Origin of the sequence: Catenulispora sp. EB89, assembly GCF_041261445.1 — a bacterium.
Classification (GTDB): Bacteria; Actinomycetota; Actinomycetes; order Streptomycetales; family Catenulisporaceae; genus Catenulispora.
Genome location: NZ_JBGCCU010000007.1, coordinates 328,031 through 343,707, shown reverse-complemented (window position 1 = coordinate 343,707; position 15,677 = coordinate 328,031). Strand labels below are relative to the sequence as shown.

Here is a 15,677-nt window from a genome sequence, read left to right as displayed (position 1 = left end):
GGGACGCAGTTCGGTTCAGCGACTCGTTTCGCACTGGCGGCCGGCGGCGAGCGCGGACACGACCGCGCACCGGCCGAAACGACCGCGCGAAACATCGGCGGCCCGCGGTTGGCAACGGTGGGCGGTGACGCCGCAGCGCGGCCAGGCTACCTGCTCCGACTAGAACCGGTGCGCTCAATGCACTGGCGGCTGGCGACTGGCGGCAGCGGCACGGCAAGCGGGCCGGTGTGGCCGGGCTGCCGGCTCCGGTGAGAACCGGCGCCTTGGCGGCTGCGGATGGCGACAGGACAGACCGGCCGGTGGCGTGGTGAGGGGGTCCGAAGGACCATGTGGGGTGTTGGTTCTGGGTCCCCTCGTAGTGCTTCAGGTGGCGTCCCCGTGCACGGAGAAGGCGCCACCGTAGCGGCGGCAATAGCCGTGCCCCGACCCAGCTCAAGGCTCTACTTGCGTCTAGGCTGCCTACATGACAGCTGCGCGAGTGTGGTCCGTCACGTCCACGACACCCACCCAGGCCGACGCCCTGACGCTGGCGCGTGTGGCCGTGGACGAGCGACTTGCCGCTGGGGCTGAGATCACGGGTCCCGCGATCTCCGTCTTCTGGCACCTCGGCGAGCTCGGCGAGGGCGAAGAATGGCGCGTGACCTTGCGTACCTCTTCGTCGTCGCGTGATGCGCTGGCCGCACGTCTTGCCGACCTGCACCCGTGGGACAGCCCGGAGGTCTCAGCGGCGCCGGTGGCCTGGTGTGCCGAGAGCTACGCCGACTGGGTCGAGCGCACTACAGCTCAGCCGGAAGCGGCGGGGTGAGCTTCGCTACCCGTTCGGCCAGTTGCGACATCTCGGGAAGGCCATAGGCAGTGAGACGCTGGGCCACTTCTTTGATCCGGTTCGCTGGGCGGGCAGAAGCAACGGGGTTCGCGAGCGTAACGGCACGACCCAGCGTTGATGCCGCCTGATCGACCTCTCCAGCATCAATGTAGGCATCCGCCAACCATGTTGAATACAGCGCTTTGTCTCTAGCCCATTGATCCGGGTAGGTCAGGAGCGCACGCTCAAGCGCAGGAATAGCCTTTTCCGGAGCGTGAAGCACGGCCCATACACGCCCGGTCATAATTTCGATCTCGGTCGAGTCTATCCAGCTTGACCAGTGCGGAGCAGCTGCTAGTGGGCGCGACTCCAAAGAGGTCCAGGCCTGCTCCAACGCGTGTTCTGCGCCGCCGACGTCTCCAGCGACCGCGTACGACCATGCTCGGCGGGAAGCCACAAGTGCGAGAGTCGCAGGAGCAGCATCTACCGGAACTACTTGACACGCGGCATCAGCCGCGTGTGTCGCCGTTCTCGCGTCGGTTGCATAGGCAATGTGAACGAATGAGTTCGCCACCAGGTCGGTGCTCCCGGCATCGTCGGCAGCTCGACGGCTGTACTCGAACAACTGAAGGGCGGGAACGGCGTGACCTGCGTCAAAAGCCGCCCAGCCCGCCTGTTGTGCTTGTTCGGCTGCCAACTCGGTTAGCGCAACGCGCGTAGCGCCGCTGTAGTTGCCGTCGTTGAGTAGCTGCTCCGTGTGGGCGAGCTCTGTGCCGTATAGCCGAAAAGTGTCGGCACCACCCAAGTAGTTATCCAGGTCACGGAGCCGAGCGGACCGACTTCGCAGGCCCTCGATATCTGGCTGCCCAACTCAGCGGGGGCTGGTCTCCAACAATCCCAGACCTGAAAGCGCCAGGAAATCTCTTCGCTTCGTGGCGGCCACCTTCTCAACGTCTCGACGGGTCTCTTGGGGAACAACCCGAGATCTGCGTCTGAGCTGACGCCGAAGACAGCTTGCAAGGCTAGGCGTGTAGCCGCAACTGGCCAAGTGACCTCGCCACGTTCCATGCGGCTGATTGCCTGAGCGTCTACGGCCGGCCTGCGGCCAGTAGCCTGCTGAACCGCGTCGCCCACCAGCTCAGCTACCTCGGCTTGTGTCCAGCCGGAGCGAAGTCTCAGGGCAACAAGTCGCTCGTTGGTCATCACCATCAGGCTACTGATCCACGCCCTAAGTTGCCTACTATTCTGCGCCGTTGGCTGCTCTTGATCCAAATCATGCTAGTGGCATGGAAACGGGTCCGGAAGCGAGTGTGCTGAGGCGGCGTCCGGCTGGTTCGATCGGAGCGCTTGAACCAGTGGTGATGTCACCAAAGGCGGAAGCACGCCGCATCGCGCTCCGCGACTACGCCCGGTTGCGCCTTCATGCGCGCAATTGCACTGATTGCAGGCCGGGCCCTGAAGAGGCAGACCCTCCTCGGATCAACCGGGTGTGCAAGGTCGGCATGTTCGGCAAGGCCGAGTACGAGCGGGCGTATCGGACCTGGGTGAACTGTCCGGAAGGGGACGGCTCATGAGCCTGCTGAACGGTGGTGCGCCGGTGCCGCTGCATGAGATTTCGCGTGGGGCGTACGTGGCGATGGAGCCGACAAGATGGCGCTAGCTTGAGGGTTGGTCCGTTGGACAAGCTGCGACGCAGCAGAAGTGATTTGAGCCCAGGGCAGGCGTGGGGCGGTGGGTGGGGCGCGATACTAGTAGCCGCCTCAGCAACCTGGGCCAGCAGCCGGCCGATGCGCGGTTTGTCCGGTAGTGCTGTGTGCAGGGCGGGCCAGGCTGTCGGCGGCGATGGCTAGGCTCGCGGCATGCCTGAGCCGACAGATACCCGCTTAGACGCCCGCACTGTGCGAGCTTGGCTGAGGCGGAATGGTGTGGAGATCTCGGATCGCGGTCGCATTCCGAGCGATCTTATAGCTCGGTACGAGCGGGCACACGGGCTCGACCGGATTCCCGACGACCAGGGCCGCGCGCTTCCACTACTGCCTCATTTCCTTCATGGAGCGTTGCTCATCCGCACCGATTTCTCCGACGACGATGCCTGGCTCGCGGTGATCGCTGCGGTACGGGCGCCAACAGTGGAAGGCTTCACAGCGCACATCGACATCTGTGAGGATCGCGCGTTCGCGGATCTGCCTCCCGACCGGCTCACAGCCCACCTTCCCAACCGCCACAGGCACTCGGTCCTGTTCGTTGTCGACGCGGTCACCATCCGGAATCCCGAGCATCCGCTCGTCGCCATCGGTCTTGACGTCACGCAGCCACCCGTTGCCACGCTGCGGATCATCCCGTCGGCCGTGCAAATGATCGAGAACAACCTGACCAGTACCAAAATGTGGTTCCAGGACTTCGTGGTCCAGGCCGACCCGGACGGCGTGCTGCGTCTCTACTGATCTGTGGCAGGCGGCTTGGTTCCCGGTGAAGGTATCTGCATGCCCGCACCGACCGGTACCGGGCCCGCCCGTACTGGCAGGTTCGGCTGGCAAGCGGCTGTCCCTTGTGGTGAGCGTGTAGTTCGGTCGCGCGGACCGGCCAAAGGCCGCATGCCGCGCGGGCGGCTGGCCGGAGCCACCGGCCCGGACGCCGCCCCGCTGCGTCGCGCGGGCCCTTGTGATCGTTTCCCGGCATGCGCTCCCATCAGGTTGCGAGGAGGCTGCCGAGCGGCTGCGGTTCAGAGTCCTCCGCAGCGCCACCGGCGCCGGATGGGGGCGTGCCGTTACAATCTGCGCCATGAGCTGAGCGACGGCGGTGCCGTCTGCGCTCATGGTCAAGACGTGGGAGGGGTCTCATGGTCCTCAAAAACACATCGCCGGCCGTTGACTACCCGCGAACGCCGCGCTGGTGGGCAGTGCCATTGGTGGCGACCATCGCGATCCTGGTCACCAGTGTGACAACCCTGGTTGCCGCAGACGGCCGGAACTCGCGGCAAGGGACCGGGATTGCCGTCTACTTCCTCATACTCCTCAGCTTCTTCACGCTGTGCGGGATGTGGGCAGCAGCTGCGTTTCCCACAGGGAAGACCTCTCGTCCGGATCGAGTCGCGCCGGCGGTGTTCGGGTTCGCCTTCCTCGCAGCGGTGTTTCTGGTCGGCGCGACGCGGATCGCGTTTGCCTAGGCTTAGGCGAGGCCGTAAAAACCGCCTGTAAAACCACAGACAACCCGCACCGCACCGCTGAACCGCCCCGGCTTCGGTCCAGACTCTAGGTTTGGGTTGTGAGCTTGGCTGTTTGCTGGTTTTGGTAGAAGGCTGTCTCGTATTCAGTTGGTGGGACGTGGCCTATCTCACCGTGTAGACGGTGGTTGTTGTACCAGTCGGTCCATTCGGCGGTGGCCAGTTCGACGTCGGTCAGGGTGCGCCAGGGACCGAGGCGTTTGATCAGTTCGGTCTTGTAGAGCCCGATCGTCGACTCCATGAGTGCGTTGTCCAGGGCGTCGCCGACGGTGCCGATGGAGGCGGCGATGCCTTCGCCTGCAAGGTGGGCCGCGAGGCGGAAGCTGGTGTACTGCGATCCAGCATCCGAGTGATGGATGAGGCCGTTGCGCTCCTGCCCGGCACGGTCACGCTGCCATATGCCCATCTCCAAGGCGGCCAGCACCAGGGGCGTGCGCTTGTTGGTGGCCGCAGACCAGCCCACGATCCGGCGGGAGTAGGTGTCCACGACGAAGGCCACATAGACGATGCCGGCGTGCGCGGCCACGTGTGTGAAGTCCGCGACCCAGACTCGGTTCGGGGCTGCGGCGACGAACGCCCGCTTGACCAGATCCGGGGCCCGTTCGGCCGCCGGATCGCAGATCGTGGTGCGGACCTTCTTGCCGCGCACCACACCGAACAGGCCCAGCTCGCGCATCAGACGTTCCACGGTGCAGCGGGCGACCTGGTGGCCTTGCCGCTGCAGCTGACGCCACACTTTGCGCACCCCGTACACGCCGTAGTTGTCGGCATGGACCTGCGCGATGAGGGCCTTGAGCTCGGCATCGCGTAGGGCCCGGGCCGAGACAGGCCGTTTCTTGAACTTGTAGTAGGTGGATGGGGCGATCGGGCAGCCGTGCGTGGTGAGCGTGGTGCATATCGGCTCGACGCCGCCGAAGCGGTCCCGGTGCTCGTCGATGAATCTCACGAGCGTCGATGTGGCCGGTCGAGCTCGGCCGCGAAGAAACTGGCTGCTGCTTTGAGGATCTCATTGGCCCGGCGCAGCTCGGCGTTCTCCCGCTCCAACGCCTTGATCCGGGCAGCTTCCGCGGTGCTGACCCCGGGCCTGGCGCCGGCATCGACCTCGGCCTGACGCACCCAGTTCCGCAGCGACTGGGCCGTCCCGATCCCGAGCTTGGCCGCGATGGACTTGACCGCCGCGTCCCGGGATGGGTACTGGTCCTCGGTCTCTAACACCAGGCGTACCGCCCGATCCCGCAGATCAGCGGGGTATGGCTTCCTGTTCGACATAACGACTCGATCCTTCCAAAAAGATCGAGTCCGGACCAAACCCGGAGCGGTTCACCGCACCCCAACACAGACCCCCACACCAGCCCCCGCCCAGTTCATCCCGTCGCCTCCCGACGCAGCGGCGCGCGCCCGACCGGCTGGCGAGGCGGCGTGGTCGGCGCTATCCGCGGAATCGCCCTGGTAACCGACGCGCCTTCGCCAACCTCAATAGGTTCGTCATGATGCAGCAGATGCAGCGCATCCCCCTCAACGAGCTGATAGCTGACAGCATCCCCCGTCACCTCGACCCGCAGTCGACTGCCACGCACGCACAGGTTGACAGCCAGCCGCGTAATCCCTGCGGGGAGTCGTGGTTTGAAGCAGAGGGTGCCGTTGTGTTCACGCATGCCGGCGAGTCCTGCGACGAGGGCGATCCAGGAGCCGGCGAGGGAGGCCATGTGGAGTCCGTCGCGGGTGTTGTGTTCCAGGTCGTCGAGGTCCATGAGGGCGGCTTCGGCGAGGTAGTCGCCTGCGAGTTGGAGGTGTCCGACTTCGGCGGCGATGACGGCTTGGCTGCAGGCTGATAGGGAGGAGTCGCGGACGGTGAGGGTTTCGTAGTAGTCGAAGTTGCGGGTTTTCTGCTCGTCGGTGAAGGCGGCGGGGCGGAGGTGCATGGCCAGGACCAGGTCGGCTTGTTTGACGACTTGTTTGCGGTAGAGGTCGAAGTAGGGGAAGTGCAGTAGGAGGGGGTATTGCTCGGGGGTGGTGTTGGTGAAGTCCCAGGTTTCGTGGGTGGTGAAGCCGTCGGATTGGGGGTGGATGCCGGTGGCGGGGTCGTAGGGGATGTACATGGCTGTGGCGGCGTCGCGCCAGGAGGCGGCTTCTTCGGCGTCGACGCCGTGGTGGAGGGCTTTGTCGGGGTAGCGTTCGGCGACCTGCGCGGCGCAGGTGAGGTTGTGTTGGGCCATCAGGTTTGTGTAGACGTTATTGTCGGCGATGGCGGAGTATTCATCGGGTCCGGTGACGCCGTCGATGCGGAATCGGCCTTGGGGGTCGTGGTGGCCTAGTGAGCGCCACAGTCGGGCGGTGTGGATGAGTAGTTCCAGGCCGGTGGTTTTTTCGAATTCGGTGTCGCCGGTGGCGCTGATGTAGCGGGTGACGGCGTCGGCGATGTCGGCGCCGACGTGGAAGGCGGCGGTGCCGGCCGGCCAGTATCCGGAGCATTCGGCGCCGGTGATGGTGCGCCAGGGGAACGCGGCGCCTTTCAGGCCCAACTGCCGGGCGCGCTCCAACGCCTGGGGCAGGGTGTCGCAGCGCCAGCGCAGGGCGTCGGCGGCGGCGTGCGGGACGGTGTATGTCAGCACCGGCAGAACAAAAGTCTCGGTGTCCCAGAACGCGTGGCCGTCGTATCCGGTGCCGGTCAGGCCCTTGGCCGGGATGGCCCGGCCCTCGGCCCTGGCGCCGGCCTGCAACACATGGAACAACGCGAACCGCACCGCCTGCTGGATCTCGGCGTCGCCCTCCACCTCGACGTCAGCGCGGGCCCAGAAATCATCCAGATACGCACGCTGCTCGGCGACCAAACCGTCCCAGCCAGTCTGGACGGCACCAGCCAGCGCGGCCTCAGCCTGAGCCCGAACCGCAGGCTCTGAACGAGCTTGAGACCAGCCGTAGGAAACGTATTTGATCAGCCGCAACCGCTCCCCCGGCTGAAGCATCGCCGTGACGGTGTACCGAGCCAGGTCCTCGAAGCACTCCACAGTCTCTTTCAGCGACGGCAACGACGGCAGCGCCTGCACCTGATGGTCCATCGCCGCAGCGACCCGCAGCCCGCTAACCGCGGTCCGGTGCACCAGCACCCCTCCCGCCGGACGACTGCTGTGCTCCTCCGGCTGCAAAGGCGCCTCCAACACGGCTGCGGCTCGGGGATCAGCGGCAGCCCGCGGAATCTCCTCGTTGGCGACCAACTCGGACTGGATGACCACCCACAGCTCGGAATCGACAGCCTCCACCTCATAGACGATCGCCGCCACTGAACGCTGCACCAACGACACCATGCGCGCCGAACGCACCTTCACCCGCTTACCGGCCGGCGACTCCCACTCCACCTCCCGCTCCAGCAAGCCAGTCCGGAAGTCCAGAACCCGCTCATGCCCCAAACAGCGGCCATACCGCAGGTCGAACGGCGAATCGTCGACCATCAGCCGGATCACCTTGCCATTGGTCACGTTGATGACCGTCTGACCGGCTTCAGGGTCGCCGTATCCGGCCTCGGCATAGGGCAACGGCCGCGACTCGTACACGCCGTTCAGATACGACCCGGGCAGGCCATGCGGCTCACCCTCATCCAGATTCCCCCGCCACCCGATATGCCCATTCCCCAAAGCGAACACCGACTCGCTCTGACCCAGCACATCCAGGCCCAGCTCCGTCTCCCGCAGACTCCACGGCTCCACCGCATACGACGGATGCTGAATCACGACTGATCCGCCTTGCCCAACAGCTCAGCCAAGTCGGTCACGACCGTGTCAGCACCGGCATCCCGCAACGCCTGAGCCTGCCCCGCGCGATCGACGCCCACCACGAACCCGAACTTGCCGGCCTCCCCGGCCCGCACGCCCGCCAAGGCGTCCTCGAACACCGCGGCCTCATCGGGCTTCACACCCAAGGCCTCCGCCGCGGCCAGGTACGTGTCCGGAGCCGGCTTGCCCGGCAGATGCTCCTTCTCGATGGTGACCCCGTCGACGCGAACTTCGAACAGGTCAGCGATCCCCGCAGCCTTGAGCACGCTTTCGCAGTTGGCGCTGGAGGACACCACCGCCCGATGCAGCCCCGCCGCCTGAACAGCCTTCAGATACCGGACCGAACCGGCGTAGACGTGCACCCCGTCGGAGTCCAGCAGCCGCAAGACGATCTCGTTCTTGGCGTTGCCCAACCCGTTGACCGTCTCGGCACTCGGCGGGTCATCGGGAGAGCCATCCGGCAGCTCGATGTGCCGGGACGCCAAAAACGACCGTGTCCCATCGGCCCGAGTCTTGCCATCGACATATGTGTCGTAGTCCGCCACCGGATCGAACGGCACGAAAGGCCCAGGACGCGAACGCAAGAACGCGTCGAACATCTCCTTCCACGCCCTGGCATGCACCGTCGCCGTCTCGGTGAGCACACCGTCCAGATCGAACAGACACGCTTTGATCTGCTTCGGAAGACCAGTCTTCGCGGATGTATCGTCCATGAGGCCCTGTTGTCCAGACCCTGGAATTGCTAACACCCCCGACGCCGCTTTCCGGGTCAATCAGCCGACCGACCCGATTCGGATCCCGAACGCTGGGCATCCCTCGATCATTCTCACTGCCGGTCGATCGAAGGGGTGAACTGAACGATGAGCGCCACCCAAGGTGCCCCGGCCAAAGCCGCCCACCGCAGCCTGGTCCCCGCCCGCATGGACCGGCTCCCCTGGAGCAGGTTCCACTGGCTGGTGATCGTCGGCCTCGGCGTCTCCTGGATCCTGGACGGCCTGGAGATCCAGATCGTCTCGCAGGCCGGCTACCAGCAGTCCCTCGGCCTGACCACCGCCGAGGTCGGCGCGGTCGGCTCGGTCTACCTGGCCGGCGAGGTGGCCGGCGCGCTGGTCTTCGGCCGGATCACCGACCGGCTCGGCCGCCGCAAGCTGTTCATGGTCACGCTCGGCGTCTACCTGGTCGCCAGCGGCCTGGCCGGGTTCTCCTGGGACCTGTGGTCGCTGCTGATCCTGCGCTTCATCGCCGGCACCGGCATCGGCGGGGAGTACACGGCCATCAACTCCGCCATCGACGAGCTGATCCCCTCCCACTACCGAGGCCGCGTCGACATCGCCGTGAACGGCACGTACTGGGGCGGAGCCGCCCTCGGCGCCGCCGCGAACCTCTACCTGCTCTCCGACCAGGTGCCGCAGAACGTCGGCTGGCGCATCGGCTTCCTCATCGGCCCGGCGATCGGCATCGCGATCATCGCCCTGCGACGCCACATCCCCGAGAGCCCCCGCTGGCTGATGACCCACGGCCGCCAGGAGGAGGCCGAGAGCGTCGTCGACGACATCGAGGCCCGGGTGAAGGCCGACGGCGTGAGTCTGGAGGAGGTGCCGGACAGCAAGGCGATCGAGATCGTCCCCGAGAAGAACATCAGCTATCCGCAGATGGCGAAGGTGTTCTTCGGACAGTATCCGCGCCGTTCGATCCTGGGCTTCTCGATGATGGTCACCCAGGCCTTCCTCTACAACGCGATCTTCTTCACCTACGCCCTGGTGCTCCAGCACTTCTACGGCGTGTCGAAGGCCCACACCAGCTACTACTTCTTCCCGTTCGCCATCGGCAACCTGGTCGGACCGCTGCTGCTGGGGCACCTGTTCGACACCGTCGGCCGGCGCAAGATGATCCTGCTGACCTACGGCCTGTCCGGATTCCTGCTGCTGGTGTCAGCGTTCTTCTTCCACGCCGGCGTGCTCAACGCCACCACCCAGACGGCGTTCTGGTGCGTGATCTTCTTCTTCGCCTCCGCCGGCGCCTCCTCGGCCTACCTCACCGTCAGCGAGATCTTCCCGCTGGAGCTGCGCGCGCAGGCCATCTCCTTCTTCTTCGCGCTCTCCCAAGGCGCCGGCGGCGTGGTCGCACCGTTCCTGTTCGGCCACCTGATCGGCGGCCAGAACAACCCGCACCCGGACCGCACGCCGCTGTTCTGGGGCTACGTCATCGGCGCGGTCGTGATGATGATCGGCGGCGCGGTCGGCTGGTTCCTCGGCGTCAACGCCGAGCGCCAGGGCCTGGAAGACGTCGCGCCGCCGATCTCCGCTGTCGGCAAGAGCGGCAAGAGCGGCGGCGCGACCGCGTCGGCAACCGTGTGAGGGCCGATCGCGTAAAGGTCGATCGCAAAGAGGTCGATCGCATAAAGGCCGATCGTGTGACCGTCGATCAGTCGGTGCCGTAGTCGGCCTCACGCCACGGAGTCCCGCCGTGTCCGTGCTGGTGGTCGGCATCGAGCCCGGCGGCGATCCCGTCGTCGCCCCGGCTGAGCTTGAGCAACGCCGCGGAGATCCGCGTCGCCAGCATCCCGGAGACCTCCGAGGGCATCAAAAGCGGTCCGCCGTCCACGGCCCCCGCCGTCGGGGCCTCGACAGCGGGACCGAAGTCCGCGGGAACCACGACGACCTGCCGCGCACCAAGCTGCCCACACCGCTCGACACCCTCGGCGACGTCGGGCTCGCCGCCCCGGAGCGCCACCTCGACCCACGGCAGATCGCCTCGCGACTTGACCAGATGCGCGATCCGGAACAACTCCGCGTCATCGAAGGGGTTGGCCGCCTTGGCCGTCAACAGAACCGCGACATCCGGAGCGTCGAAGGGATCGACGACCCGCGCCACCGCCACCCGCAGCCATCCCGTCAAGAGCGTCGCGTTGCCGAACGGCTCGGCCAGCATCACGCGGCCGGCCATCGGGCCGCGCGTCAGCCAGGTCAGCGTCCGAGCGGTGTCGGCGACCAGCTGCGGATCACGTCCCAACGTCATCGGCACCACGCACACCGGCAGATCAGTACCGTCAAGAGCCTGCTGTACGGCGTTCTCCAACAAATGTCCCGCCGAAGACGCCCTCAGCAACGGGCCCTGCTCGACCAAAGGCTCGACCGGCACCTCGGCACCGCCCTCATGACCGCCGACGATGACCACGGCGGCCCGCGCCGCGTCCGGCTCCGAGTGGACCGTCGCCACTCCTCGGCCGACGATGTCGACGACATCGGCGGCATCACGAAGAGAAGAGTTCATATCCATTGCCAGGGCCTCAATTTCTAGTCTCACCGCTTGAACGGCCGACTCCTCATGACCGCTCCGGGCAGGCGGCCAGGCCGCCCACGCGCTTGCCCCGTATGACCAGCTATCCACAGGCCAAACCCTGTCGATCGTACGGAACCGGTGTTTCGCGTGGGTTTCGTCCGACAAGTGTCGAACAAACCTAATCTTCACCGGTTGAATGGCGGGATCATGGGTACTGAGAGGTCCGCGTTGCGGTTGTCCGGATTCGTCTTCAGAGAGCCCGTGAAGACCGTCAGCGCCCCCGACGTGTCCACAGCGGCGCGCCGAGGACAATTGGCATAGCGAGAGGCGTTTGGCTTGTGGATGCGATAACGGAGCGCGGCGCGGATTTCCTGGTCGTCGCCAACCGGCTGCCGGTCGATTTGGAGCAGCTGGAGGACGGCACCGAGCGGTGGCGTCCGAGCCCCGGCGGTCTGGTCAGTGCGCTGGAGCCGTTTCTGCGCCGGCGTAACGGCGCGTGGATCGGCTGGTCCGGACGGGCCGACATGGACGTGGCCTCGTTCGACGACGACGGCCTGCTGATGCACCCGGTCAGACTGTCCTCCGACGAGGTCCGGGACTACTACGAAGGCTTCTCCAACGCCACGCTGTGGCCGCTCTACCACGACGTCATCGTCCCGCCGGTGTTCGAGCGGTCCTGGTGGGACAGCTACGTCACGGTCAACCAGCGCTTCGCCGACGCCGCCGCCGAAGCCGCCGCCCCCGGGGCGACGGTGTGGGTGCAGGACTACCAGCTCCAACTCGTTCCCGCGATGCTGCGCGAAAAGCGTCCGGACCTGAGCATCGGTTTCTTCCTCCACATACCGTTTCCGCCGGTCGAGCTGTTCATGCAGCTGCCGTGGCGGACCGAGGTCGTGCGCGGGTTGCTGGGGGCCGACGTGGTCGGGTTCCAGATGCCCGGCGGCGCCCAGAACTTCCTGTGGCTGACGCGACGGCTGCTCGGCTTGGAGCCCACCAAGGCGGCTGTCAGGGTCCGCAGTCGCCCCGGGTCGGTGCCGTTCGACGGCCGGCAGGTACGCGTCGGCGCGTTCCCCATCTCCATCGACGCCGCGGGCTTCAACCAGCTCTCCCGCAGCACCCGCACCTCGGAGCGCGCCCTCAAGATGCGCTCGGAGATGGGCGATCCGCATCGCCTGCTGCTGGGAGTGGACCGGCTGGACTATACGAAGGGCATCGACGTGCGGCTGCGAGCCCTGCGCGAGCTACTGGTGTCGGGGCGGGTCGATCCGGAGTCCGTCGCCATGGTCCAAGTCGCGACGCCCAGCCGCGAACGCGTCGGGCAGTACAAGGCGATGCGAAGCAGCATCGAGGAACAGGTCGGACGACTCAACGGCGAGTTCGGCAGGGTCGGACGGCCCATCGTGCACTACCTGCACCAACCGATGGACCGCGACGAACTCGTCGCGCTGTACTGCGCAGCCGACGTCATGGTGGTCACACCACTACGCGACGGAATGAACCTGGTCTGCAAGGAGTACGTCGCCACCCGGCACGACCTCGACGGAGTACTGGTGCTCTCCGAATTCGCCGGGGCCGCGGCCGAACTGACCGGCGCCCTGTTGGTCAACCCGCATGACTCGGACGGTGTCGCACGGGCTTTGGAGCAGGCGCTGACCATGGACCCCGGCGAGGAGAAGGCGAGGATGCGGACCCTGCACCGGCAGGTGATGACGCATGATGTGGGCCGTTGGGCGCGGTCGTACCTGGACTTCCTGGACCCCAACGCCGCGACCGCCAACGCCACCGAGCTCCAGGCGGTGCACCAGTGACCACCGCCGAATCGCTGCCATCGGAGCTGCGGCAGGCCATCGCCGGCCTCGCCCGCACGCCACGGCTGCTCGTGGTCTGCGACTACGACGGAACGCTCTCGCCGATCGTCGCCGATCCAGCGAAGGCGGTCCCGCGTCCGGAGTCGATCCAGGCCATGGCGACGCTCGCCACGCTGCCCGACACGACCGCGGGCGTGATCTCCGGCCGGGCGCTGAGCGACCTGGCCGCGCTGTCCCGCCTACCGTCCGACGTACACCTGATCGGCAGCCACGGCGCCGAATTCGACGCCGGATTCGCCCACGCGTTGGACCAGCAAGCGCAGGCGCTGCACCGCCGACTGGCGACCGACCTCGAACAACTCATTGACCGCAGCCCCGGCGCCTCCTTGGAGCTGAAACCGGCCAGCATCGCGGTGCACGTACGCCGGGCCGAACCGACGATCGGCGCCTCCGTCCTGGAAGCAGTCCGCACCGGCCCGGCACGCTGGGACGGCGTGCACGTCACCGAGGGCAAAGCCGTGATCGAGCTGGCCGTCGTCGAGACCGACAAAGGCGAAGCCCTGGACATGCTGCGCCGTGGCGCCGACGCCACCGCCGTACTGTTCGTCGGCGACGACGTCACCGACGAAAAAGCCTTCGCCCGCCTCACCGGACCGGACGTCGGCGTGAAAGTCGGCCACGGCGAAACCCTGGCCGAATACTCCATACCGGACACCGAAGACGTCGCGGCCATGCTGGCCTTCCTCGTGACGGAGCGTGATCACTGAGTCCGATGCAGTATCGGCGAGCCTTCGGCATTACCATCGCGCCAACGGGTGAACCGATCTGAAGTTGAGGACTCGACTGTGGCGCGTTGGAAGCCATTGCCCGAAGGGCTGGACCCGCTGGTGGTCCAGTTCGTCGCGGAACTGCGGAAGCTGAAGGACGACAGCGGCCTGAGCTTGAATCAGCTCGCGAAGAAGACCGGATTCAGCGCCTCCTCCTGGGAGCGTTACCTCGGCGGCCGGGCGTTCGCGCCGGAGAGCGTGGTGCGTGCGCTGGCCGCGGCGGTGGGCGCCGGGGAGACGAACCTTCTGGTGCTGCATCGGACGGCCCAGCAGGCGTGGGTCGCGTCCCGGCCGGAGGACGTGGAGGAGGACGCCGAGGAGGCGGAGGAGGAGGCGGAGCCGCCGACCGCACAGGCTCCGGCGGACGAGGCGGAGCTCGGGCAGCGCGGCGCCGTCGGCGGCAGTGACGGCGACGGCGATACCGTTGACAGTGCCAGCGACGGTGACGGTAAACGTGCCGATGCCGGTGGCAGTAAGCGAAGCACGGTCGGCAGGAGGATCCCCTCCCTCCGGACCATAGGCCCGCTGCTCGCCTCCGCCCTCATCGGCTCGGCCCTCACGCTGCTCGTCGTCCAGCCCTGGCACGGAACGAAGACGGTCCTGCGCCCCGTGGCCAAGACCGTGCCCAAACACTACGACTGCCGATTCACCCAGACCGACGGCAAGTGGTACGCCGGCAACAGCACCACCAATTCGGCGGCGGTCACGTACGGCATGTCCGGACCGGACGTCGCCGAACTCCAGTGCCTCCTCCAGCACGCCGGCCACTCCCCCGGCGTCATCGACGGCGACTTCGGCCCGAACACGCTGCGTGCGGTCATCCAGGAGCAGTACACGGCGAACATCGATCTTGACGGCCAAGTAGGCTCGCAGACGTGGGCGAAGCTGCGCGGGTGAGCGGATCGCCGGTCGCGTGCGTCCTCCTCGCCGAAGAGCTCAAGGCGTTGCGCAAGCGCGCCGGGCTGAGCTTCGCGGCGCTGGGCGCGCAGACGCTTTACAGCAAGTCTTCGTGGTCCCGGTACCTCAACGGCGATGCGCTACCGCCGTGGAAGGCCGTGCAGGCGCTGTGCGAGCTCGCCGGAGTGGCGGAGCCGCGGCTGCGCGCGATGTGGGAGCTCGCGGAGCAGGAGTGGAGCCGGCGGGACGCGGTCGGCGCGGGTGCCGCGGACGCCGGCAGCGGGGTCAGCGGCAACGCGGTCGGCGGTAGCGCGGTCGCTGGCGGCGCGCCGGACGATGCCGACGTCACCATTCACGTCGGCACCCTGCCGCTGCCGGCGGTCGCCGCGCAGACAGCAGCCGCCGCGCCGGCGACGGCCGCACAGCTGGACGCCGCGCCGCCGACTTCGGCACCGTCGACCTCGGCCCTGTCTGCCCCATCGGCCCCGATCCCGGCCCCGGCCCCACGCCGCAAGCTCTTCTCCCACCCGCCGGGCTGGGTCTGGATGGTGGTCGGCGTCGTCCTGGCGAGCGCCGTGTTCGGCATCGGCTCGTGGTACCAGTCCCGCTCCGGCCAACCGGTCTCGTCCTCGGGCGTCAGCTGCGTCGGCGTGTCGTGCGACGGCCTGGACGCCCAGCCGACGTACTGCGGCGGCGACCCGACCCCGCTGGGCACCTGGGCGATGCAGGGCGTCACCGAGCTCGACCTCCGCTACAACGCCGCTTGCCGCTCCGCGTGGGGCCGCGTCTGGCACGGCACGATCGGCAGCCGGGTGTCGATATCGGTCGCGGGCAAGGACACCCGTTCCGCGGTCGTTCAGGACGCCTCGGACAGCACCAACTTCGTAGTCACGCTGATGGTGCCCGCAGTCACGCCCGGAGAGATGTTGCAGGTGTGCTGGACGCCGGTGCAGGGTGCCTCGATTTGCCGGTCGGCTCCGGTGCCTCGATGAAGCGCTCTGCAACACACGCAAGATAAACGCCGGCTGCGGAGACGTCCCCGCAGCCGGTGTTCCATACCGCAAC

The 15,677-nt window shown here is 67.0% G+C and carries 13 protein-coding genes and 1 pseudogene; 8 read left to right on the top strand and 6 right to left on the bottom strand.

Features of this window, described 5'->3' with window-relative positions; all coding sequences use genetic code 11:
* Window positions 1-463 precede the first annotated feature (463 nt).
* Window positions 464-805, top strand: a complete 342-nt coding sequence (gene cutA / locus ABH920_RS18110) for a divalent-cation tolerance protein CutA (RefSeq protein ID WP_370350174.1) — start codon at window positions 464-466, stop codon at window positions 803-805.
* Here the strand turns inward: cutA and ABH920_RS18105 are convergent.
* A complete protein-coding gene (locus ABH920_RS18105) occupies window positions 777-1,610 on the bottom strand; it encodes an XRE family transcriptional regulator (protein WP_370350301.1) in 834 nt (277 codons plus the stop codon). The genes cutA and ABH920_RS18105 overlap by 29 nt on opposite strands.
* Window positions 1,508-2,008 (bottom strand): helix-turn-helix transcriptional regulator, encoded by a 501-nt coding sequence (locus ABH920_RS18100; RefSeq protein ID WP_370350173.1) that lies wholly within the window; start codon window positions 2,006-2,008, stop codon window positions 1,508-1,510. Before ABH920_RS18100 ends, ABH920_RS18105 begins: the two co-directional genes overlap by 103 nt.
* Window positions 2,009-2,664: 656 nt before the next feature.
* On the opposite strand from ABH920_RS18100, the gene ABH920_RS18095 reads away from it, so the two are divergent.
* Window positions 2,665-3,249, top strand: coding sequence for a histone-like nucleoid-structuring protein Lsr2 (locus ABH920_RS18095; RefSeq protein WP_370350172.1), 585 nt, complete (start codon window positions 2,665-2,667; stop codon window positions 3,247-3,249).
* 395 nt (window positions 3,250-3,644) lie between these two features.
* On the top strand, window positions 3,645-3,971 hold the full coding sequence (locus ABH920_RS18090; protein ID WP_370350171.1) for a hypothetical protein: 327 nt from the start codon (window positions 3,645-3,647) through the stop codon (window positions 3,969-3,971).
* A gap of 85 nt (window positions 3,972-4,056) precedes the next feature.
* Here ABH920_RS18090 and ABH920_RS18085 read toward each other — a convergent pair.
* The 3 genes from ABH920_RS18085 to ABH920_RS18075 all read right to left on the bottom strand — a co-directional run bounded on the left by ABH920_RS18085 (window position 4,057) and on the right by ABH920_RS18075 (window position 8,511).
* A protein-coding gene (locus ABH920_RS18085) for an IS3 family transposase (protein WP_370350291.1) occupies window positions 4,057-5,297 on the bottom strand; the annotation gives its coding sequence in 2 pieces (ribosomal slippage) (window positions 4,057-5,015 and window positions 5,015-5,297; 1,242 coding nt in all).
* A gap of 95 nt (window positions 5,298-5,392) precedes the next feature.
* Window positions 5,393-7,756, bottom strand: coding sequence for a glycoside hydrolase family 65 protein (locus ABH920_RS18080; RefSeq protein ID WP_370350170.1), 2,364 nt, complete (start codon window positions 7,754-7,756; stop codon window positions 5,393-5,395).
* Window positions 7,753-8,511, bottom strand: coding sequence for a beta-phosphoglucomutase family hydrolase (locus ABH920_RS18075; RefSeq protein WP_370350169.1), 759 nt, complete (start codon window positions 8,509-8,511; stop codon window positions 7,753-7,755). Before ABH920_RS18075 ends, ABH920_RS18080 begins: the two co-directional genes overlap by 4 nt.
* 147 nt (window positions 8,512-8,658) lie before the next feature.
* Here ABH920_RS18075 and ABH920_RS18070 point away from each other — a divergent pair, with 147 nt between their 5' ends.
* Entirely contained in the window at window positions 8,659-10,155 is a 1,497-nt protein-coding gene (locus ABH920_RS18070; RefSeq protein WP_370350168.1) for an MFS transporter, read from the top strand.
* Between the two features lie 67 nt (window positions 10,156-10,222).
* On the opposite strand, the gene ABH920_RS18065 is transcribed toward ABH920_RS18070, so the two are convergent.
* Entirely contained in the window at window positions 10,223-11,071 is an 849-nt protein-coding gene (locus tag ABH920_RS18065; protein WP_370350167.1) for a sirohydrochlorin chelatase, read from the bottom strand.
* 347 nt (window positions 11,072-11,418) lie between these two features.
* Between ABH920_RS18065 and ABH920_RS18060 the strand changes: the two genes are divergently transcribed.
* From ABH920_RS18060 to ABH920_RS18045, 4 genes and pseudogenes are all read left to right on the top strand, one after another.
* Entirely contained in the window at window positions 11,419-12,888 is a 1,470-nt protein-coding gene (locus tag ABH920_RS18060) for a trehalose-6-phosphate synthase (RefSeq protein WP_370350166.1), read from the top strand.
* A pseudogene (otsB, locus tag ABH920_RS18055) lies at window positions 12,885-13,646 on the top strand (trehalose-phosphatase); the annotation flags it as partial. The gene ABH920_RS18060 and the pseudogene otsB, both read left to right, overlap by 4 nt.
* An 87-nt stretch (window positions 13,647-13,733) precedes the next feature.
* Window positions 13,734-14,612 (top strand): helix-turn-helix domain-containing protein, encoded by an 879-nt coding sequence (locus tag ABH920_RS18050; protein ID WP_370350165.1) that lies wholly within the window; start codon window positions 13,734-13,736, stop codon window positions 14,610-14,612.
* Window positions 14,591-15,604: a helix-turn-helix domain-containing protein gene (locus tag ABH920_RS18045; protein ID WP_370350164.1), complete on the top strand. Its 1,014-nt coding sequence runs from the start codon at window positions 14,591-14,593 to the stop codon at window positions 15,602-15,604. The genes ABH920_RS18050 and ABH920_RS18045 overlap by 22 nt, the downstream gene beginning before the upstream one ends.
* The last annotated feature ends 73 nt before the right edge of the window (window positions 15,605-15,677 follow it).

Coding starts and splice junctions, on each gene's coding strand:
- ABH920_RS18075 (WP_370350169.1), bottom strand. CDS start 8,511: ATGGACGATACATCCGCGAAGACTGGTCTTCCGAAGCAGATCAAAGCG.
- cutA (WP_370350174.1), top strand. CDS start 464: ATGACAGCTGCGCGAGTGTGGTCCGTCACGTCCACGACACCCACCCAG.
- ABH920_RS18065 (WP_370350167.1), bottom strand. CDS start 11,071: ATGAACTCTTCTCTTCGTGATGCCGCCGATGTCGTCGACATCGTCGGC.
- ABH920_RS18090 (WP_370350171.1), top strand. CDS start 3,645: ATGGTCCTCAAAAACACATCGCCGGCCGTTGACTACCCGCGAACGCCG.
- ABH920_RS18095 (WP_370350172.1), top strand. CDS start 2,665: ATGCCTGAGCCGACAGATACCCGCTTAGACGCCCGCACTGTGCGAGCT.
- ABH920_RS18070 (WP_370350168.1), top strand. CDS start 8,659: ATGAGCGCCACCCAAGGTGCCCCGGCCAAAGCCGCCCACCGCAGCCTG.
- ABH920_RS18100 (WP_370350173.1), bottom strand. CDS start 2,008: ATGACCAACGAGCGACTTGTTGCCCTGAGACTTCGCTCCGGCTGGACA.